General features: G+C 57.4%; 12 protein-coding genes. 10 read left to right on the top strand and 2 right to left on the bottom strand.

What is annotated here, in order from left to right; translation table 11 throughout:
* Positions 1–60 precede the first annotated feature (60 nt).
* The 9 genes from ABD796_RS06460 (at position 61) to ABD796_RS06420 (ending at position 15845) form a co-directional block, all read left to right on the top strand.
* Entirely contained in the window at positions 61–2433 is a 2373-nt protein-coding gene (locus tag ABD796_RS06460) for a transcription initiation factor TFIID (RefSeq protein WP_344904727.1), read from the top strand.
* Positions 2434–2447: 14 nt separating this feature from the next.
* Positions 2448–3743: a vWA domain-containing protein gene (locus ABD796_RS06455; protein WP_344904724.1), complete on the top strand. Its 1296-nt coding sequence runs from the start codon at positions 2448–2450 to the stop codon at positions 3741–3743.
* A gap of 49 nt (positions 3744–3792) precedes the next feature.
* Positions 3793–4431 carry a hypothetical protein gene (locus ABD796_RS06450; RefSeq protein ID WP_344904721.1) on the top strand — a complete coding sequence of 213 codons (639 nt, stop codon included), beginning with the start codon at positions 3793–3795 and terminating at the stop codon, positions 4429–4431.
* 13 nt (positions 4432–4444) lie between these two features.
* The gene (locus tag ABD796_RS06445; protein ID WP_344904718.1) at positions 4445–5713 is read left to right on the top strand and encodes a TRAFAC clade GTPase domain-containing protein; all 1269 of its coding nucleotides are present in this window, start codon (positions 4445–4447) and stop codon (positions 5711–5713) included.
* Positions 5710–8496, top strand: a complete 2787-nt coding sequence (locus ABD796_RS06440) for a GAP1-N2 domain-containing protein (protein WP_344904715.1) — start codon at positions 5710–5712, stop codon at positions 8494–8496. The genes ABD796_RS06445 and ABD796_RS06440 overlap by 4 nt, the downstream gene beginning before the upstream one ends.
* Positions 8497–9725: 1229 nt before the next feature.
* The gene (locus ABD796_RS06435) at positions 9726–11696 is read left to right on the top strand and encodes an alpha/beta hydrolase family protein (protein ID WP_344904712.1); all 1971 of its coding nucleotides are present in this window, start codon (positions 9726–9728) and stop codon (positions 11694–11696) included.
* A gap of 609 nt (positions 11697–12305) precedes the next feature.
* Positions 12306–13958: an extracellular solute-binding protein gene (locus ABD796_RS06430; RefSeq protein ID WP_344904710.1), complete on the top strand. Its 1653-nt coding sequence runs from the start codon at positions 12306–12308 to the stop codon at positions 13956–13958.
* A 29-nt stretch (positions 13959–13987) separates the two neighbouring features.
* Complete coding sequence (locus ABD796_RS06425) at positions 13988–14953, top strand: ABC transporter permease (protein ID WP_344904706.1); 966 nt, start codon at positions 13988–13990, stop codon at positions 14951–14953.
* A 13-nt stretch (positions 14954–14966) separates the two neighbouring features.
* Positions 14967–15845 carry a carbohydrate ABC transporter permease gene (locus ABD796_RS06420; protein ID WP_344904703.1) on the top strand — a complete coding sequence of 293 codons (879 nt, stop codon included), beginning with the start codon at positions 14967–14969 and terminating at the stop codon, positions 15843–15845.
* 203 nt (positions 15846–16048) lie between these two features.
* Here ABD796_RS06420 and ABD796_RS06415 read toward each other — a convergent pair whose 3' ends face one another.
* Positions 16049–18328, bottom strand: a complete 2280-nt coding sequence (locus ABD796_RS06415; RefSeq protein WP_344904700.1) for a helix-turn-helix domain-containing protein — start codon at positions 18326–18328, stop codon at positions 16049–16051.
* A 186-nt stretch (positions 18329–18514) separates the two neighbouring features.
* Here ABD796_RS06415 and ABD796_RS06410 point away from each other — a divergent pair, with 186 nt between their 5' ends.
* A complete protein-coding gene (locus ABD796_RS06410) occupies positions 18515–19282 on the top strand; it encodes a hypothetical protein (protein ID WP_344904697.1) in 768 nt (255 codons plus the stop codon).
* Between the two features lie 118 nt (positions 19283–19400).
* On the opposite strand, the gene ABD796_RS06405 is transcribed toward ABD796_RS06410, so the two are convergent.
* Entirely contained in the window at positions 19401–21821 is a 2421-nt protein-coding gene (locus ABD796_RS06405) for a LuxR C-terminal-related transcriptional regulator (protein ID WP_344904694.1), read from the bottom strand.
* Between the last annotated feature and the right edge of the window lie 82 nt (positions 21822–21903).

Raw genomic sequence — 21903 nt, 5'->3', positions numbered from 1 at the left:
GGAAGAACGGAGTTGCCGGGAACAGTTGCGGCTAGTACAAAACGGAGGGAGGAAGTCGATATGCACGACAGGCTGCAGGCGTTCGCCCGCGACTATGACGCCGAAGCGGATCGGCTTGCGCTCCGTTACGACGGACAAAGCAGCATCCGTCATCCGCTCGTCTTCCTCTTTATCGGGGACGACTGTGTCGAGGCGCTGAACGCCATCGTCGGCAAAAACGAAGAAGCCTGGCACAACGGCAAAGGCGTCGTCTACGTCCACGCCTATACGGAGCGAACGGTGGAGGAGAACAGCGACACGGGGCGCGTGCTCGGCATCCGGCTGCCTATGATCGAAGGGGAGCGGCAGACGATGCGTCCCCGGCTCCATCGGCAGTTTTACGAGAATACGCCGGGGCTGGCGGAAGCAAGCCGAGTCGCCCGCCAGGTCGGCGAACGGATCGCCGGATATGGGCATGCCTACTCCTCCTTCCAGCAGCTGCATATCGCCGTCGTCGCGGCCGCCCATGACCGCTGCAGCGTGCTGCTGCCGGAAATCGCGCTGCTGCTGAAGACGTCGCTTGCCGATTCGTTCAAGCAGATCCAGATGGATTTGTACGCCCTGATGCGGGAAAAGCGGGAGGACGGCGATTACGGCTTCGCTTCCGCTTCCGCCGCCGCCTTCCTGCGCGAGCTTGACGGTTACCAGAGCCGCGATTACCGGTTCAGCGCGCCGCTTCACGTAACGGGCGACCATATCCGGCTGCCGGTTGAGCATGAAGGGCGGCCATTGTTCGATCTCGTCTACTTGCTCGGCGACAAAAACGAACAGGGCATGCTCGTAGACGGAAGCATGGATGCGAACTACGCGATAATCAGCCGGCTATGCCTGCTGAAAAATCGCAAGCAGCCGGGCCGCGACGAAGCGGAGGAGACGTACAACAACCAGCGCTTCAAGCAGCATATCGAAGCCGGACGCGGGCAGGAGCCCGTCTATGCGACGGCCGGCTTCTCCCGGGTCAAGCGGCCGAATGCCGCGGTCGCCCTGTCGGCGCTGCATCAGACGATGCGGCAGATCGTTTCCCGGCTGAAGGAGCAGAGTGCAGTCGACCGCCGCACGATGCTGGAGCTGTGGGGGCTGGATGCGGCCGCGCTCGCGCGCCGGGCCGATGCGCTCGTGCCGGAGGCGGACAAGCTGGAGGAGATGAATGCGCTGCTGTTCGCCGACGTGTCGCTGGACGAGCTGAAGCGGACGAGTCTGGCTGAAGCCGAGCAATGGTTGTACGCGCGGCATGCCGGCGAATTTTTCCGTGAGCACTTTGCCGTCCCGGCGGGAGCTGCGCTCGAGAAGCTCGATACGGAACGCGAGGTGCGGGCGACGGCCGAGCGGACGATGATGCACCATCCCGATTACGGACTGTATGGCGTCTATGCGTGGACCTCGACGCAAGAAGACGGTCCCCTGTATCAGGAGCTGCGCGCTTGGCGCAAGGATGTGACGAGACAGCTGGAGCAGGGCAGGCTGGAGCTGGACCGGCTGCTGCAGGAGACGGTGGACATGCAGCCGTTCCGCCGCGTGCCGCTGATGAAGCGCAGCACGCTGAAGCATTTTGCCCGCTACCTATTCGAGAGCGTGTACGGGAGAAGATTGGAGCTGCTGCGGCTGGAAACCCGGCTGGCGCTCATTGCCAGGTACGAAGAGGCGTTCGCCCGGCTTCATGCGCGGCTATCTCCGCTGATGGAGCGGTTGTCCGAACTGGACAAGCAGATTGCCGAAGCGAGCCGGAGGAGCGTATCCGAAGCCGACGACTATCTCGGACGCAACATTGCCGAATATTACGCGGTAGTGGTCGATGGCTTGTTCAAGGAGCTGCAAGCGAGACGCGGAGACGACTTTCCGTTCGGGGAGCGCGGTATCGGCAGCGTGGCGGAGCTATTGGAGAACGGAGCCGAGCCGCTGCTGGAGCGGCTGATCGCCATATGCCGCAACGACCTGTTCCCGAGCGCTCCGTTCCTTCAATCGTTCGAGGACGAGCTGATTCACAGGGCGAACGTCACCGTCCGGTTCGAGGACCGCGACCGCATTTTGTCCAAGGAGCAGCTGTACCGGGAACTGTACGGCACGTTGAAGGAGCAGGCGGCGGTCCATATCGAGGTATACAACTACACGTTCCGCAACCGTTACGAGGAGCACTATTTCTTCGGCGACGGCGGGAGCGATTTTATCCGCTACGCGCTGGCGGCGGAGCTGGAAAGCCGCGGCGGAAAACCGGGCTGCGTGCATGAGCCGGGAAAGAGCGGCGTAGAGAAGCTTACCTTGATGGGCGGTTTCCGGATCGAGGACGTGCTCGCTTACCGCAACGGCCAAAAATACTACGACAGCTATCGGGCTAACGGCTTCGAGTTTCATGCGGCCGAGCCCGGGGGCCGTGACGCTGCCCGCGACGCAACCTGAAGGAGGGGCGGAACATGTATCAACGAAAAGCGAACGGTCTGCTGATCGTTTTCAGCGCGCTGGGCGGCCTGGCCGGTTTCGCGACAGGGGAAGCGCTGCTGGCCGCCTGGGAAGGCCGCGTGCCGAACGCGCTCCTCATCGCCGCTTACTGCGGGCAATTGGCGTTCTTCGTCGGCTTGATGTGCCTGCTCGCCGAATTGATCTCGCCCGCCTTGAACGGCAAAGGCTGGCGGCTCCGTTATGCGGCCGACGGCTGGAAGCTGCTTGTGCCGGCCACGCTGCTGCTGCTGTTCGCGGCGGGCGCGGTTCTGCAGCTTCTCTACGGCTTGAACATCGGCCGGCATCAGCCGCCGCAAAATATTATTGTGGCCATCGACGTGTCGGAAAGCATGGCCGAAACCGATCCGAACCGCGAAAGCTTTCGGGCGGCCAAGCAGCTGGTGAGCAGCCTGGAGTCCGGCAAGCGCGTCGCCTTGCTGACGTTCAACAACACGGCCAGCTTGCTGCAGCCGCTCGCGCCGGTTGCCGACGAAGCGGCCAAAAGCGCCGTCGCGGACAAGCTCGACCGTTTCGGACCTCCGAGCGGCGGGACGAATATCGAGGAGGCGCTGGCCGAATCGATGCGGCAGATCGAGACGGCCGGCGAACGGGCGCGAGCCAGCATGGTTATTCTCATATCGGACGGCTTCAGCGAGGTCGATATGGACCGCTCGCTGTCCCCGTACCGGGCGCTAGGCATCGCCGTCCATACGGTCGGCGTGAACGCAGCCGACCAGGGCGGAAACGAATTGCTGCAGCGGATCGCGCAAACGACGGACGGGACTTATTACAGCGTCGACGACGTTCAGAAGCTGACAGGCGTTTTTGCGAAAATTTACAAGGCGAACCGCAGCTGGCATCTTGTCGGGGAACGGCCCGGCACTGCGGCCGACAGCGGCTACTACGGCACGCTGCGGGTACTGAGCTTCATCGCCGTCGGCTTGCTGATGGGCTTGTCGCTCGGCATCGTCTTCGATAACCGCTACCTGGCGCGCAGCTTCTCCGCCGGAGGAGCGCTAGCCGGACTGGCGGCGGGTCTGCTGCTGGAGCTCGGATTGAGGGCGGGGGACATCGGACCTTCGACCGTCCGTGCGGCTGCGGATCTGACTCTCGCCCTTGTGCTGTCGGCGTCGACGCTGCTCGTTGCCTACAAGGAGCGCGGGCTGGACGATGCCGGGGTGGGTCCGTACCGGCGAGGGCGCAAGCAGGGCGAGCCGTCCGGCCGCTCCGGCTTCGACAAAGCGGGAAAGGGCAGCCGTCAATTCCGGTGAGTCTTCTCGCCGCCGGTTCAAGGTATTTTGAAACAGGGAGGCGAAGGGGATGCAATGGAGCGACGAGCCGTCCGGCAAAAGCCGCATCACCGGGATGCGCCACCGGATACAGGGCACGGAAAGCATTTTGACGTGGAACTGGCCGGAGGACGTCCATTTCGTATACGTCTATATGTTCCCGGCGGAAGCCGAGCTGCCTTTGGAGGCTCGTCCGGCCGCATCCATGAAGCTGTACACGCGCGAGGAGTACAAGGCGAATGCGGGCTACCGTGGGCGGATCGATGGAATCGGCCGCTATGCGTACCGTGTTTACCCGTGCGCCCGGCTCTCCGACGGCATTTCTCTGCTGCGGCAGGAGGATGCGGACAACGTAATCCGTTTCGGAACGGGCAAAGCCAAGATCCGCTATTCGATCCAATACGGCTTCGGCCTGTTCAGCAAAATGAAACCGGTCCGCATCGAGCTGTCCAGCGAAGTGCTGGTGCCGAAGGAAGCGTTGTGCTATGTGAAGAAGGATGGCTCGTTTCCGCTGCATAGAGAGGACGGAACGGTCTACCCGTTTATCGCCGATATCGCTCCGGGGCGGACGGTGCTGCCGGAAATCGAGATTCCCAAAAACAGCCGGATCAAGCTGTTCCTGACCGACGGCGCGACGTACGGCGATATGTACGAGCTGATCCCCGAATAAAGGAGTGGAGCGCATGCTGCAGTTTCTGAAAGGTATTTTCGAGAAGAAGCCGCCGGTGAAGGCGAAACCCGATACGTATCCGATCGTTTGCCCGTTTTGCTTTAGCAAATTCGAGCATGGGGATGTGGTGTTCCGGGCGTCCCATCACGTAGCCGGCGATCCCGACTACGCGCTTCAAGAGGACGAAGCGCTGAACCAATACCGCGACCGGTTTCACCTGTCCCCGATCGACGAGATCGAGGCGGTAATCGCTCCGTTGTCCATTCCGGAGGAGATGCGGCTGTACTCGGACAAGGTGCTCGTCGGCTTGAACGACCGTCACGGCCGCGTGACCCGGAAACGGCTATGCCCGCATTGCCATAACGAGCTGCCGATTACCGCCGGCAAAGTGCCGAGCAATATCATTTCCATCGTCGGCGCGTCCCAGGTCGGCAAGTCGGTCTACATGACCTCTCTCATTCATACGCTTCAGCACGTTACCGCCTCGAACTTCAACGCGGCCTGCATTCCGTTAAACGCGGACATCAGCCGCCGGTTCCGCCAAAATTACGAGGAGCCGATCTTCGAGAGAGGCGCCATGCTGGAGATGACCCAGAAGGAAGAAAAGCAGGAGCCGTTCATTTTCCAGTTCGTGTTCAAGGACGAGCAGTTGGCCCCGCTGATGCTCGTTTTTTTCGATGTGGCGGGCGAGATTATGACCGACCGGGACTTGCTCGACTTGTACGCGGCGCACATTAAAAACTCCGCGGGCATTTTGTTCATGGTCGATCCGCTGCAAATCAAGACGATTCGCGACCGGCTGATGCTGAAGGCGGGCGCGGGGGTCGGGGAGTTCGCCAACCGGTACGACGAGCCGCGGGAAGTGGCCATTACGATGTTTGAAAACTTTATCGGTCACGAGGACAAGGCGCGCACCGATATTCCGACCGCCGTCGTGCTGACGAAGAGCGACATGCTCCAGCATTTGCAGGAGGAAGACGGCGATTATATCCGTTCGAACAGCAACGTGTTCCGCGACGTCGTTCACCGCAAGCATCTGAATTTGACCGAGTTTGAAAATATGAACGGGGAAATCCGCCGGTTTATCGAGAAGGTCGATCGTCCGTTCAAGGATACGCTGGACGTATATTTCAAAGACACCGCTTATTTCGCCGTATCGGCGTTAGGCTCGAATCCGGTCGACCGGCGCATTACCGGCGTCGTCAATCCGTGGCGCGTCGACGAGCCGTTCGTCTGGCTGCTTTATAAGCTGAACTACATCGAGGGGAGCGACGGGAATTGAGCCCAGAGGGGAAAATCCAGCAGCAAATCTATACGCGCGGCCGGGAAGGCATCTTCCGAACCAACGAAGGTCTGGACACCGTGGCGAAGTCTCCCTCGCTCGACAACGGCTTTATCCGCAAGACGCTGCATCCGTTCTGCTTGTATCACGCTCCGCAGGAGCTGCGCCAGCGCGGCGAAACGGACTTGTCGCTGTATCCCGATTCGCTGACGGTATTCACCGCGGACAGCGGAGAGCTGGTCATCGGGCACGGCATATTTGCCGGAGCGGACTTTACGGGACAGCGGGACACGATTCTCGTCCACCAGTACGTCGTTCCGGAGTCGCTCAAGGAATCGTTTTACCGGACGCCCGACGCGTTGTTCCGCATCCGTTCGTTCGAAAGCACGTACAAGGAAGGCGAGAAGCAGCTCCCCGAGCTGGATCGTCTCGACTTTGACGAAGGCCCCTCTCCGGAGGAGGAGCGCAGGACGCTGGACCGGCTCGGCGTTACGGAGGAGCGGTTCAAGCAGCTGCTTGCCGCGATCCTGCAATCGGTAGCGAGCAACAAGAAGGTGTATATCGCCCTCGATACCGACGTGTCGGATACGTCGCGCTCCGGCAAGCTGCTGCTGGCGATGCTGTACCGCTGTCTGCCTTACGTCATGCGGCGCAAGTTCGGCTTTACGTCTTACCAGAACGAGCCGCAGGGCAAGAAGTGGATCAATGCGATGATCGTGGAGAAAGGGAGCATCCGGGCCGGAGACCGCAGTCTCGATAAAGATTTTGTGTTCGACTTTCCCAACGGCCGGTTCCCGGCGATCGTTCCGTCGGCAGCTCCGGCCGCCGCTCCGTCGGCGTCGACGGGAGGGCCCGGCTTTCCCGAACTGGCTTGGGCAAGCCTGGAGCAGGGGGAAGGGCTGGAGGACTTCTTTGCGTTTGCCGAGGAGGCGCTGGCGGATCGCGACGCGGCTGCGCAGTTGTCCTTGTCCGCGTACAACGAGCTGTGCATGCTGTACCTCGTGGAGCAGGGGAGCGACGGCGTTTATGAGACGAACAAGGAGCAGGTGCTCCGCTCGGTTCTCGGCTACTTGACTGCGGACAATGTCGAGCGCAAGCCAAGGCTGGACAGCCTGTTCTGGAGCTTGGTCGAGCGGGAGGCAGCGCTGACGGGACAAGGCTACACCCCTTCGTCCGCCTATTTGCAGACGATGATCGACTATTATCGGATCGGCGGGCTGCGGGAAAGTCTGGTGTTCTCGCTGATCAAATTTTTGTACAACGGCTGGACGTACCAGGAGGATAGCGAAGGGACGAACCGCGTGCTGCAAGCGATGGTTCCCCATCGGGAGCTGTTCCGGGATGTCGTGCTGCGTATGCTCCACAACGAGCCGATCGCGCCGATCGTCCATGCCTATGCCCAGGAGCGGACGACGCGGGCCGGCACGATGGCGGAGCTTCAGGACGAGCTGACCTTCTGGCTGGAGCATGCAGAGGAAGCGCTGAGCGGGTTCCCCGTGCAGGAGCAGTTTATAGCGAAGGCGCGCGAGCTGCTCGGCAAAGACAAAGAGCGCATCGCCGCAGCCCGGAGCTTGAACGCGTTTCTGGATGAGCGGTACAAAAGCAAAACCGATTATGCCAAACGGTTGCGCGAATTTTACAACGAGCTGGACCTGCAGGCCCAGCAGACGGTGATGGAGCATGTCGATTCGAACCGGATTTCGCCCCAGCAGCTCGAAGGCATGGCCTTTATGCTCGGCCATCATTCGCAGGTGCTCGCCGACAGTCTGCCTTCGCGGGAGCAGACGGTTTTCTACACGCTCCAATGCGCGTCGTTTCTGCTGCGCAGCCCGGCGGACAAGGAGGCGGAGTGCTACATGACGCTCGATCTGCTTCAGCCGCGCGAGCTTGATCAGCTGCAGGTCATGCTGCAGCGGCTGCTGAAAGATAGCATCGCGCCGGAACGCTACGCGAAGATCGCCTATGCCTTTTACGAGCGCGGCACCGAGCCCGGCGATTGCTCGTTCGCGCACGCTCAAATGCTGGAATACGTCATGCGCCAGGCCGAGCATCCCGACGAAGTATACGATTTTCTGAACTGGTCGGCCGAATATGCGTATTTTCTGACGCTCAAGCGGACGATTACGCGCGATCACGAAGGGGCGATTCGCGGCTATTTTCATAAAATGGACCACGGCGCGCTGAAAAAGCCCAAAGTATGGGCCAAACTGAGAGCCACGCCAAACCCTTCATTCCGTAAGGTGTACGACGACATTCGTCTCGCCCAGTCCAACCCGGTCCTCCGTTTTCTGAAAAAGAAACGCAGACGGCTTGTTCCTCTCGCCGTGCTGGTGGTGGGCATCGCCTTGCTGTCGACGATGGGGGTTGCGGCCTATCACTCCTGGTTCCGGCCGGACGAGCCGGTGCAGCAGCAGCCTGACGGCGCAGGCGGTCAGACGGAGCCGTCGTCCGGCGGGGGCTCTCCCGAGAAGGGAGGAGCCGGAACCGGAGCGGACGCGAAAACCGGTGCGGATGGCAAAGGCGGCACCGGCGGAGAAGGCAAGCCCGGCTCCGGTTCGGAAACGGACGTGAAAACCGGCACGGAAAAAACCGGCTCGGTATCGGATGCGAAGCCCGGCGCGGATGGGAAGAGCGGGACGGATACCAAGACGGGTACGGGAGCGGACGGCAAGTCCGGCACGGATGCGAAGACGGGTACAGCGGCGGACGGGAAATCCGGCACGGATGCGAAGACGGGCACAGCGGCAGACACGACAAAAACCGGAACGGCCCAAAGGCCGTAAAAAGTAACCGAAATCAAGCTGTTGAAACAGGGGATTATGTGGCGGAGTGACGTTTCTCATGATGTTCCCCCCTTTTGTTCCGTTACACATCTGCACTCACATCAGCACTCAGGGAAAGGTAAAAACCGAAAATCGGCTGATCTGGGCGTTGGCGCCAAGGGGCAGTGCTCTTTTGAGCACTAACCCTTACCCAAACGGCCCCAGCCGCGGAAATAATGCTCTTTCGAGCATTAACACGGGCCAGCCAGCCGGAAACTGGCCGATCTGGTCGTTGGCGCCCGGGGTTAGTGTTCTTTCGAGCATTAACCCTTGCCCAAACGGCCCCAGTCGCGGAAATAATGCTCTTTCGAGCATTAACGCGGGCCAGGTAGCCGGAAACTGGCCGATCTGGGCGTTGGCGCCCGGGGTTAGTGCTCTTTCGAGCATTAACCCTTGCCCAAACGGCCCCAGCCGCGGAAATAATGCTCTTTTGAGCATTAAGGCGGGCCAGCCAGCTGGAAACCGGCCAATCTGGGCGTTGGCGCCAAGGGTTAGTGCTCTTTTGAGCACTAACCCTTGCCCAAACGGCCCCAGCCGCGAAAATAATGCTCTTTCGAGCATTAACGCGGGCCAGCCAGCAGGAAATGGGAGGATCTGGCGTTTGTGACCGGGCTAGTGCTCTTTCGAGTAGGAAAGAAGATATGCGGTTTACGAGGCGGAGGTCACCCGATGAAGGCGGTACGAATTTTCGAAAAGCCTCTATATAGTTGAAGGGAATTAAGTGGAAAATAAGTCGGACTAAATGAGTTTTACGAAATAGTTCAAAGTAAAACGTTAAAGAATCTTCCCTGGTACATTAATGGAAAGGAAATGTCCTTAGAGCTAGTTTTTGGTTTTGAATTTCAACAAGACGAAGGCTAATCTAATCAATTAAACCGCCAACCCTAAACCATCAAGCCCAAACCGCCCACCCCAAACCGCCAACCCCAAACCGCCAACCCCAAACCGCCAACCCCAAACCGCCAACCCCAAACCGCCAACCCCAAACCGCCAACCCCAAACCGCCAACCCCAAACCGCCAACCCCAAACCGCCAACCTATTGCAAGTAGGAACCGAGTCACGGCTTAACCTATATAGTCAAATGAACAGAGGGATGTTATGATAGAAATCGAAGTTAAAGTAATCGATTACTGTAAAGTGTAATTACCGCCCCGTCATAAGGCTTCACATCGAAGGGAGATTTTTACTTATGCCCAAAGTCACCGAGTTGGAGCGTTATTGCTGTACGTTGTACGACACCCGCGATCAGTTGAAGCGGCATATTTTCGACCGCTCCGACCGCGCGTTCGAAGAAGGGGATCGGGCGCGCGACCGGATCGCCGATCTCGAGCAGCTGAAAGCACGTCAGGCCCGCATGAAGGAAGCGTTCCTCGCCTCCATCGGCGGCCTGCCGTCTTCGGATACGCCACTCCTTCCGCGCATAACCGGAACGTCGCAAGGTTCGGGCTATCGGGTGGAAAACGTCGTGTTCCAATCGCGTCCCGGTCAATACGTCACCGCAAACCTCTACGTACCGGACTCGCGCGAAGAACGGTCGGCCGCGGTTTTGTTCGTGTGCGGACACGAATACGAAGGGAAGCACTGCGATTACTATCATGAAGTGTGCCTGCATTTTGTCCGCGCCGGCATGATCGTTCTGGCGGTCGATCCGATTGGACAAGGGGAGCGGATAAGCGGCATCTTGGCGTCCGACGGAAGCGAAGAGGTGATCTCGGGAACGCGGGAGCACCAGCATTTCGGCGTCAAATGCCATCTGCTGGGCGAAAGCGTGGCCCGCTACTTTATCCACGACGCCATGCGCGCTATCGATTATTTATGCGAGCGGCCTGAGGTCGATCCGGCGCGCATCGCCATAACTGGCAATTCCGGCGGGGGCTTGCAGACGGCGATGATGATGGTATGCGACGACAGGCTGACCGCAGCCGCTCCGGGCACCTTTATTATGAACCGGCAGCAGTACATGCATGCCGGAGGCGTGCAGGATGCGGAACAAATATGGGCCGGATTGACGGCTGTCGGCTTCGATCACGAGGATTTGCTGCTGTCGTTTGCGCCCAAGCCTCTGCTTGTGCTCGCTGTGCAGTACGATTTTTTTCCGATCGAAGCGACCCGTCGTACGGTTTCCCGCTGCGAGCGGTTCTGGGAGATGCACGGTCGGGACGGAAATCTGCTTTTGGCGGAGGATGTGTCCACTCACCGCTATACAGATCAACTGGCCCGGACGGCCGCGGCTTTTTTCTCCAGCCATCTGTCGGTACAGAAGATGCCGGAGGCGGCGATTGAACCCGACTTCGCGCCGTTGCCGGCCGAACGGCTGCTGTGTACGGACAAGGGACAGGTCGTCCTAAGCTTGCCCGGGGCGAAAACCGCTCAGGACGAGATCGTCGCCCGGTGTGAGCAGCTCAAGCTGGAGCGGAACCGGCTGTCTCCGGATGAAAGACGGCGGCGGGCGCTGGTCTGGCTGAACGAGAAGGTGAGCGCGTCGCGGAGCCCGTGCGAGTTCAACGTACGCCGCGTCTTTCTGCAACCGGCTGACGGGTTGCAGGTGGAATACCGGCTGTGGTGGTCCCAAACCGGCGTAATGAACAGTGGATACGTGTTCCGCAGCGAGAATGCGGCGGGCGATGAACCGCAGTCTTTCGTTTTGGGCGTATGGCTTGGCGGCACGAGCCGTTTGACCGAGCGCTGGTCATGGATTCAGGATATGTGCCATGCGGGAAAAACGGTGCTTGTGCTCAACGCCTCCGGCGTCGGTCCGCACGAGCCTTACCCGATCTACAACCGTCCCGCCCACACGTTCTTCGGATTTATGCATACATTGGCGGACAATTTGATCTGGCTGGGCGACAGCCTGGCGGCGCTGCATGCCTATGATATTACGCGCTGCCTGGACATGATCGCGCATGTGGAGAAAGTCGGCATGGAGGCAGCTGCGGTCGATGTGCATGCGGCGGGACGGCAGGAGCATGTCGTACGGCTGGCTGCCGTATTGGACCGGCGAATCGGACGTATTACGTCGGATAGCCCGGTAGGCAGCGTCTCGGATTGGGTCCAAGCGACGCGTTACGAAGAGGAAGACGTAATGAGCACGATCGTGCCGGGCTTGCTGCGTTATATGGATACGGCGGAGTGGGAAGAGCTTTATCGCGATAACAGCTGAAATCGATCACAGCACACGAACAAGAAGAAGCCTGCCCGAGCCCAGAAGGTCCGGCGGGCTTCTTCTCCTTTTTTACCTGTATACTGTTGAACGACAAAACTTCCTGGAGATGGCCAAGTGAAATGGAGAAATTCCGCTTCATCTTTTTTCCATCCAAGAGTTGAAAACAAGATGTCTGAGCAGCAAGGCAGTCCTTTTCGGAATGAAATGGGCTTCCTAAACATTCGTTCAACTTATATAGATCGGGTTTACAGCTTCGGCAGCCGGGTAAACTAAGCCACATCCCTTCCGGAAGAACGGCGAATAAGCGAACGTTTTCTCTATCGGATTTGAGCGCCAAGGTGCCGGGCTGCAGAATACCCGCTGCAGAATGCCCGCAGTATGCCGATTGTTTTTTAATATGCCGATCTTTCGATTATGGCGATCCCGTCGACGTTTATACAAATGGGAGATAGTTCGGCCTGCTATTTTTGGTTATAGTGTAGCCATGAGCGGCGCATTGGGAGCAGCACCTCGATGTCGGGCAAACAAAGAAAGGTCCGGCCGAAACCGGCAGCCGCCGTCCTGCTTTTTTACCGCTGATTACGATTCATGAGGAGGCTAGGCACGATGGTAAACAAGAAAAGGGGATTGACCGCAGGTTCCGCCATATCCGCCGTTTTGGCAGCGACGGTCGTTTTAACGGGATGCGGCTCCGACAAGGGCGCGACGCCCAGCGCGAATGAAGGGAATACGACGCCGCCAAAAAGCGATGCGCCCGCCGAAGGCTACACGCTGCCGATCGTCAAGGACGGCAGCGTCACCTTGAGCGTAGCCGCCCGCGATTTTTCCCCGCCGTACAGTTATACGAAAGGATTTCCCGTCTGGCAGGAAATCGAGAAGCGGACCGGCGTGAAAATCAACTGGGTGGTGACCCCTACCGATCAATACAGTGACGTGATGAATGTCAAGTTGGCGGCAGGCAAAGATTTGCCGGATATTATTACGCTGCCGACCGCCGACCCTGTCAAGCCGGCCGACGACGGCCTGATCGTGCCGCTGGACGATCTGATTCGGAAATACGCTCCCAATATAAGCAAATTTCTGAAGGACAATCCGGAAGTCGATAAAAAGATGCGCTCGCCCGACGGCAAGCTGTACGCCATCTCTTCGGTCACGACCGGGGTCGCCTATTCCGATCCTTATGGCATTCTGATCCGGCAGGATTGGCTGGATAAGCTCGGATTGAAGGAGCCGAAAACGCTGGATGACTGGTATACCGTTTTGAAAGCGTTTAAAGAAAAAGATCCGAACGGCAACGGCAAGGCGGACGAAATTCCGTTCGTGCCCGACCTGAAGCTGAGAGGGCTGACCGTATTCGGCAGCGCCAAAGGGCTGCACTTGTTCTACAGCTCCGGTTATTTCCCGGACGCAAGCGGCAAAGTGCAGTTCGAATGGTTGAAGCCAGAAGCCAAAGAGCTGATCGTCTGGCTGAACAAGCTGTACAAGGAAGGATTGATCGATCCCGAATTCATGACCAAGACGTCGGACGCGGCCCGCGCCAACATTACCCGCAGCGAGGCCGGCGTAACGAACCGCTTCCTGAACGGCAAGCCTAGCTTCGAAGCGGCGATGAAGAAAGCTGGCGACCAGGGCGTGGTGTGGAATCTGACTTTGCCACCGGCGCCAGAGGGCGGCAAAGGCTTTTACGAGAAATACGGTCCGATCAGCGGCTGGTTCGGCATTTCGAAGGATGCCAAAAACCCGGAGGTGGCTATCAAGTTCCTCGATTACATCTACGCCAGCGAGGAAGGCAACCGGCTGCTGACGTTCGGCATCGAAGGCAAGAGCCATACGGTCGTTAACGGTCAACCGAAATTTACGGAGTTTGCCTATAACAATCCGGACGGCCTCGATATTAACACGGCTCTACGCTCCCTCGGGGCGATGCCGACCATGCCGTGGATCCGCTCCACCGACGGACCGCTGTCGCTTCAAGTGAAGGAGATGATGGCGCTCGATCCGAAATCCGCGGAGCAGGCCAAAAAGGTCGAATCTTATTTGAGCGAGGCAAACCCGTATTCGCTGCCGTCGGCGGAAGAATCCGAGACACTTGCCCGTTACCAGACGGAAATTACGACTTACGTCGATTCGACGCTGGCCAAATTCGTTACCGGCGTAGAGCCGATCGACTGGGACAAATTCACGAACCAAGTCAAGGCGCTTGGCATCGACAAAGTTCTTCAGGTCAAGCAAAAACAATATGACCGCTACAAAAAATGAGTGGCCATACGAGGACGGAGGCGAAGACCGTGCAAACGAATGCGGACCTGACAGAGCCGGCGGCGCTTCTCCCCCGCAAGAAGGGTTGGACGCATCGGTTTTGGAAAGCGTTGCTGCGCGACAAATATTTGTATGCGCTCATTCTGCCGGTGCTGATCTATTACGTTGTCTTTCATTACGTTCCGATGTACGGGATCATCATCGCATTCAAGAAATTCCAGCCCTTGAAGGGCATACTGGGAAGCTCGTGGGTCGGCTTCCGCTATTTTGAAGAGTTTTTTTCGGCCCCATATTTTTGGCGGCTGCTGAAAAATACGCTTCTGCTCAGCTTCTATTCGCTGATCTGGGGATTCCCGGCGCCGATTGCCTTCGCCCTGCTGCTCAACGAAGTGAGGCATAAGCTGTACAAGCGGATCGTGCAGACAGTCAGCTATTTGCCCCATTTCATCTCGATCGTCGTCATCGCCGGGATGATCGTCAGCTTTACGGGGCTTCGCGAGGGCGTCGTCAACCACGGGCTGACCTGGCTCGGCCTGCAGCCGATCAACTTCATGGCCGAGCCCGGCTGGTTCCGCACGATCTTCGTCGGCTCCGGCGTCTGGCAGGGCTTCGGCTGGGGCTCGATCATTTATTTGGCCGCCATCGCCGGGATCGACCCGCAGCTTTACGAGGCGGCGGAGATGGACGGAGCCGGCCGGTGGACCCGGATGCGGCATATTACCATCCCGTCCCTGATCCCGACGATCGTCATCATGTTCATTATGCAGATGGGCCATCTGATGGATGTCGGGGTGGAGAAAGTGCTGCTGCTCTCCAACCCGCTCACTTACGAGACGGCCGACGTCATCTCCACCTTCGTGTACAGACGAGGGGTGCTGAACCAGGACTACAGCTTCGCGACGGCGGTCGGGTTGTTCAATAACGGCATCAACCTGATCCTGCTGATCACCGTCAATGCGCTGTCGCGAAGATTATCCCAATCTTCGTTATGGTAGGAGGGCCATCGCCGTGAAATCGACTGGAACCTGGGGAGACCGGATATCGTATGCGATCATATGCGTGCTCCTGGCCGTTGCCCTTCTCGTTACGTTGTACCCGTTCGTCTACGTGTTCAGCATGTCCATCAGCAATCCGATCCATGTGATGAACAACTCGGTTTGGCTGTTTCCGAAAGGCTTCTCGTTGGAAACGTACAAGAGAGTGTTCGAGAACGGAGAAATCTGGATCGCTTACGGCAATACGTTATTTTATACCGTAGCGGGCACTGCCATCAATGTCGTCATGACGTTTCTCGCGGCCTACCCGCTTTCCCGCCGGACCTTCTCCGGACGTAAAGTGATCATGATGGGCATCGTGGTGACGATGTTTTTCAGCGGCGGACTCATTCCCAGCTTCATACTGATCAACGAGCTCGGGCTGTACAACACGAGATGGGCGCTGCTGCTGCCGGGGGCGGTTTCCGCCTTCAACATTATTATTGCCCGCACGTTTTTTCAGGGCATTCCGGAAAGCTTGTTCGAATCGGCCCGAATCGACGGGGCCAACGATATAGGCATTTTGCTCCGGATCGTGCTTCCCTTGTCCAAGGCCGTGCTGGCGGTGCTGACGCTGTTTTACGCCGTCGGGCACTGGAACAACTATTTCAGCGCGATGCTATACGTCTCGGACGTCAAGCTGCAGCCGGTGTCGCTGTACCTGATGAAAATATTGATTCAGAACCAGGATCCCACCATGCAGGATATGAGAGAGGCGTTGGACCGCATGCTGTTCTCGATGCAGCTGAAATATACGATGATTGTCATCACGACGCTGCCGATCATCTGCATTTATCCGTTCCTGCAAAAATATTTCGTTCGCGGCGTCATGATCGGCTCCTTAAAGGAGTAGACGTTGTGTCAAACGTGACTTCACAAAGGCAAGGACCCTGCGAACGCGGGGTCCTTTGTTGTTCGTATGGCGCTATCGATCGAAGCGCCGGAAGGGGCGGCAAGAGAGTGGGGAGCCGCGGGCGTTGGACGCCGCAGAGAGAGTTCGCGGGACGGCAAGCCCGTGTCTCTTGAGTCGGCGCGGTTGCGGGAAAGGCCGCCGCCTCACTCCTCCGGCGCTTCATCGCCTTCGCGAATAAGCGATCGGCGGTATTCGCCCGGCGTGACGCCGCATATTTTTTTGAACATGCGGATGAACGAATTGACGTTCTGATAGCCGATCCGCTCGGATATTTCGTTGATGCGGACATCCTTCTCCCCCAACATTTCCTTGGCCCGGCGGATGCGCAGATCGTGCAAATAATCGGTGAATGTCATGCCGGTCTTTTCCTTTAGGTAGGTCGACAAATAGCTGCGCGAACGCTGGAGCTGCTCGGCCGCCATCTCCAGCGAAATATCCTCGTTGTAATGCTTCTCGATATAATCCAGCACGAACTCCTTGACCGGGTCGCGGCGATCTTTCTTTTCCCGGATCAGCCTGCACGTTTCCTCTGTGCATTCGGTCAAGACGCGCTCCAGCTCATCAACGCTGCGGCATTCCTGAATTTGCTGGTAAGGGGCATGGCTCTCCATCAGAGCCCCGACGTCCAGATGGTGAGAGAGCAGCGCTTTGATGAGCTGTGAGGCAATCTCCTTGCCGAACAAAGTAAATTGGTGCGCGTTCATCGCCCTCTGCTCCATCTGACCTAGCAGCCGGCGGATGATCGACGACGCCCGCTCGGCTTCGCCGGCGGTAAGCTGGGCGGCCAGCTCGCGTTCCTGCGCCGAAGGAAGGAACAGATAAGGGTCCTCTTCGTACGGCGCATACTCGGTTACGATCTGCATATCGTCGTTCATGCTTCGCGCCAGCAGCATATGGCGGCACTTCTCGTATCCTTCGGCCAGGGCGGAAGCGTGCAGCAGCTCGGGACGGAACGCGGCGGTTACTTGGCAGTAGGCTTTGTCGCGGTCGAACACTTCCTTCAATCTCGCGAGCACATCCAGCACCTTGTCCGGCTGCGATTCCCCGTAGATGACGGTCAGAATCTGGTTTTGCTCCGCTTGTACGGTCACCGCATCCGTGAAGTTTTGGGCGATATTTAGGTTAATGAACTCGTGGATAAAGTAGCTGGCTTTCTCTTTCAGCTCCTCCGTCAAGCTGCGGTAGTTTTTGGTAAACGCTATCTGAAACACAAGCAAATAATAGGGCTTGTCGGCCTCGATCAAGTCGCGAAACGGGTTCATCGGATAGAGCGATTTGACGCCCCGCAAGTAGCTGTACTGCTTCAGCAAGGTAGTTTTTACCGTCAGGTCGGAGCTCATCGCCTGGTTCGTTTGCGCCATGTCGGCCATCTTCTCGTTGATCCAGTTCCATTCGCGGATACCGCTGCGGATGAGCGGAGGATGGCCCGATTTTTGCATACCCTCGATCATTCGTTGGATCGGGTTGTTGAATTTATAGCTCAGAATGACCGAGATCGTCACGCCCATCAGGACGGCTGCAGCCATGATGGACAGCAGCAGAGCGTTTAGCTTGGACACCTGGGAGGCGATATACGCATGCGGAACCATGTTCACATACGTAAACCCGGTATACGATCCTTGCTTATAAAAGTAATACTGCTCGTCCCGGATCATATGGCCTTCGCGGCCGGGAAACATCGCAGGGTTGGCCTCGACCGCCTCGCCCCGCGAGAATAAGGGAGTGCCGGCATCGTCCAAAATGAGAAAGCTGTCGTTGATGGAAAAGTGAAACCGTTCGAACAGCTTCTCCCCGTCGATCAGCGCGATGACCAGGAACGGATTGCTGTCCGAGCCTCTCTTGGATACGACCGGAAAAAGCAGGCCCAGGTCGCTCTCCGGGCCGAATACGTCGATTTTGCGAATCCGGTCGGCGGGGAAGACGCGGAAGGCGTATTTTTCCTTCACCTGCCGATCCCAGAACGATTGGCCGTAGGAAGCGCTCGCAAAATTTCGCACGAACAGGTCGGAAGCGTTGCTGGTGCCGTTTTTCTCGATCGCATACGCATGGTTGGGCATATACACGAGCAAGTTGTTCATATACAGAAACGTATTGTTGGTCATGGTCTGGATTTGCTTGAGCACCGAGGCGACGGCGCCGTAATCGTATACAGCTTCGGCTTTCGCCATCGCATTTAGCGTCTCATTGAAGCCCAACTGCAAGATATCGTTTTGGATCAGGCTGAAATGCTTCTCGTACCCGTCGACCGTTTTGTCCAAGCCCAATGTATTGTACCGGATAATTTCCTGCTGAATATTCGTTTTGAAAAAAGTGAGGGATAGGAAGTTGAACGAAAGCAGCAGCACGATCATCGCCACGAACGAGATCAGCAGCTTGGCGAACAAGGAGTTCCATTTCAAGCTTAGAAATCGATTAATCCTCATTCGAATGCCTCCTATACGCTGTATTCCTTCATAGTACTATATATTTGCCCATCGCGGTACTGCTATATAAGTGGAACGAATGAGGAGAAGGCCGCTCTATTACTTTGGGGACATGCCCAGTCCTCTCGCAACGGATATAATATTCGCTGAATGACAGCTTGTTACTTATGAAGAGGAGAGTTGGAGATGAAGAGAATTAGGTTAGTTATTGCCGCATTATTGATTTTCGGATCATTATTCGCCGTTTCATCGGCGGCGTTGGCCGATGCAGCCATGGATTTTGAGGTGACCTCTGTCAGCTACGAGAACGGGGTATTAAAGGCCAACGGCCTGTTCAAAAATACGGGGGACAAACACATCCAGACGATCAACAAAGTGGACGTGAAAATATTTTTGCACAATGAAGCCGGGGACAGCGTGCAAGCGGCTGATCACTATTTTACCGATCTTCAAGTGAATTTGGCCGGCGGAGAGTCTGTAAACTATACGCTTGAGTTCCCGGACGTACCGGAATATACCGACGCCACCCAATGGAGCGCCGAAGAAGGCGATTGGGAGTTTACCTATATCGACGAGCCGGCTGTTGAAGCTGAGGCAGTGGTTGTAGCGGCTCCTGAAGTCGAAGCAGCGCCGGCAGCGGCAGACGCAGCGCTTGATTTTGCAATAACGAGCGTGTTATACGAGAACGGCGTGCTGAAGGCGAACGGCAAGTTCTTAAATATCGGCGGCAAGTCGATCGAGAGCGTTACGAAAGTATTCGTTAAAATTTTCCTGCATAACGACGCCGGCGACAGCGTGCAAGCAGCCGATCACTATTTTACGGATCTGAAGGTTAATTTGAAGGCCGGAGAAGAAGTAGACTATACGCTCGAATTCCCCGATGTGCCGGAGTATACGGACGCTACTCAATGGAGCGCGGAAGAAGGCGACTGGGAGTTCACGTATTTCGAGTAATTTGAGCTCAGCGCCGGTGGCGCAGCTTGGTTGTTCCGCTTGTCTGTTAAACAGCAAGATGCCGCAGGACGGATGATCCGATCCGACGCGGCATCTTTTTATTTGCGGTTCATTCGGTTTAATCGGAGAGCAGCTGCAGGTCCTTGGCTTGGGACACGGCTTTCATCCTGCTGCTGACGCCGAGCTTGCTGAATATGTTTTTAATATGGTTTTTGACCGTGCCGACGACAATGCCGATCCGATCGGAAATTTCCCGGTTGGACAGCCCGCCCGCCATCAAGCGCAGCACTTGTATTTCTCGCACGGTAAGCGGGTCGAGAAGAAGAAGGCGGGAGTCGCTGTCGTCTGCTTCTGCCTGCTCGGAAGGAAATGCCCGTTTCGCCGGGCCCAGCATGGTCGTAGCGTAATACGTCTGACAGGCGAGCAACTGAAGCACATCGTACCGGTGCAGAACAAATGCGCTGGGGACCGAATGGTTTTCCAGGTACAGCACGACGTTCGGATACCCGGGTCTTGAGATCGGCAAGCATAAGATCGATTTCGGACGCTTGTACCGAACGTAAGGATCGTTGCGGAAGCGCCCGTCGAGCCGCACATCGTCCACCTTCAACGGCGTCAACGTAGAAGCCGCCAGAACGACGACGCTGCTCGCGAGATAAGGATACCGCTCTAACGGGACCGGCCTCCGGAGGATTGCGCCGTCCCCAGCCTCGTCCATGACAAGCTCCACATAAAGCCGCCCGTCCCGTTCGACAAGCATACAGACTCTCTCCGCGCCGGTATTGTCGATAACGATCCGAACGAGCTTGCGCAGCAGCAGCTCCGGATTGCTCTCCTCCAGAAACGATTGCGCCGCCTTCAGCACGCTTGACAGATCCGGTTCGTTCGCCGTCACGGGTACCGCCAGCCGCCGGTCGCTTTCTTCCGCCTTCGAATGTGTCTCCTCCTTCGGTAGCAGGTCCGGATAACGATTCCGCATAGCCGTCGTCTTGATCGAGGCGCCCCATTCCTTGAACCCTTCATAAGCGTCATTCATATAGAGACGAGCGGCTTTCACGATGCCCATGGACAATAGGAAACGGGCAAAAAGCTCGTTTGCTACCGCCCAATCCTGAATATAGCCCCCTTCGCGGGTGGAGAATATCGCCTTCTGGTACAAGTCGATCGCTTTGGACGCCTGACCGGAGAGGCGCGCGATTTCCGCCGAAATGAGCTCGTGCTTGTGCTTGTAATAGCCGGGATTAACCGCCGCCCATTTGCCCATCTGCTCTCGGATACGCTTCAGCCTGTGCCTTTCGGCGGACTTCTCGTCGTTCCCGCGCAAGTCCCATGCTGCGCAGATGGCCAAAGCGTAATAAAAGAGATGTTCCTGGAAAAGCGGAACGATTCGGACCGCAGATAGATGTGGGATCGCCGCTTCGGCTGTCCGGACCGCCTCTTCATAATGTTCCTGCAAATAGTGCTGCTGCGTCCGGAAGGTGCATATTCGGAAAAGCTGAAACGGGTTATCAGCCTTGTCCTCCGCCCGGTCGTCGGCGTAAGATCCGTTCAGCCGGACCGAATCGTGTGCGCTTTCGGAAAGGGAGTCGGTATAGACGCCGATCAGCTGCAAGTAATCGCAAAAGGCCAGATGACGCAGAGACAGGTTGGCTTCGATTACAAATGGCAAGTATTGCTGGATGAGAACATAAATATGCTCCAGCGTACCGCGAGTGTACGCAGCATGAACATGCTCGATCATCGCCAGACCGACAAATGCATAATTATGCTCGTTCTTCCCTTGTTCGATCGCACGGAGTAGCAGCGCCTCGCCCGTCTCCGCGTCGTTGCCCCAGTGAAACGTCACTTTGCCCAGGACGTACGTGACTGTGCTGCGGGCGGCTGAAAGCGGCATGCTCTTCGAGAACTCGTAAGCTTCCTGAGCCAATTGAATTCCCTCGGCATATTGTTCCGTATCGTAACATAAGTGAAGTCCGTATATGGCGTAGGCGGCGGGAGAGCCGGGATTGTTGCCATGGCGCATGGTCAGCTGCACGAACTTGGCCATCAGAACGATAAAGACGTTTCGTCTGGCGGCAACAGCCGGGAATAACAAACTTTGTACAAACTCGATGGAAGCCAGTGCGTCTGGATGATCGGCCTGGAGCGGTGACACGGGCCGGCACATGGAGTGGGGGACTTGCTTTTTGACGAAGCTTCTCGCTTTGGAGACGGCGCCAGCACCGGGAACCAGCGGGATGCGAATGCCGTATTCCTGCTTCAAGGCATGCAGGCCAAGTGTAAGGACTTCGGCATACTGTCCTTTGTCAGTCAGCTGCGCAATCTGAGCGCGATATAGTTGCAAGCGCTCTTGGCGGCTTTCTGCCTGTAACGCCAAATATTCCAATGGATTGTCCGGTAGCGGCAATCGACTGCGGATATGTTCGTCTTTCGCGTAATCGGCAGAAATGCCGGACGGTCGGTCCTCTTCCGAATCAAGGGTAGCCGGATCGGAATCGGCTGTCTTCGGCGATTGATCGATCAAATGTGTCAATTCCATACTTGCAAGCCCCCTTCATGAAAACTTATGGTCGAATGCAAACGGGGGTATGGGGAAATCAAGCATTTGGCGGGCTGCTGCA

This window comes from Paenibacillus hodogayensis (assembly GCF_039536325.1).
GTDB classification, from domain to species: domain Bacteria; phylum Bacillota; class Bacilli; order Paenibacillales; family NBRC-103111; genus Paenibacillus_AB; species Paenibacillus_AB hodogayensis.
This window is presented reverse-complemented; position numbering and strand designations above follow the sequence as displayed.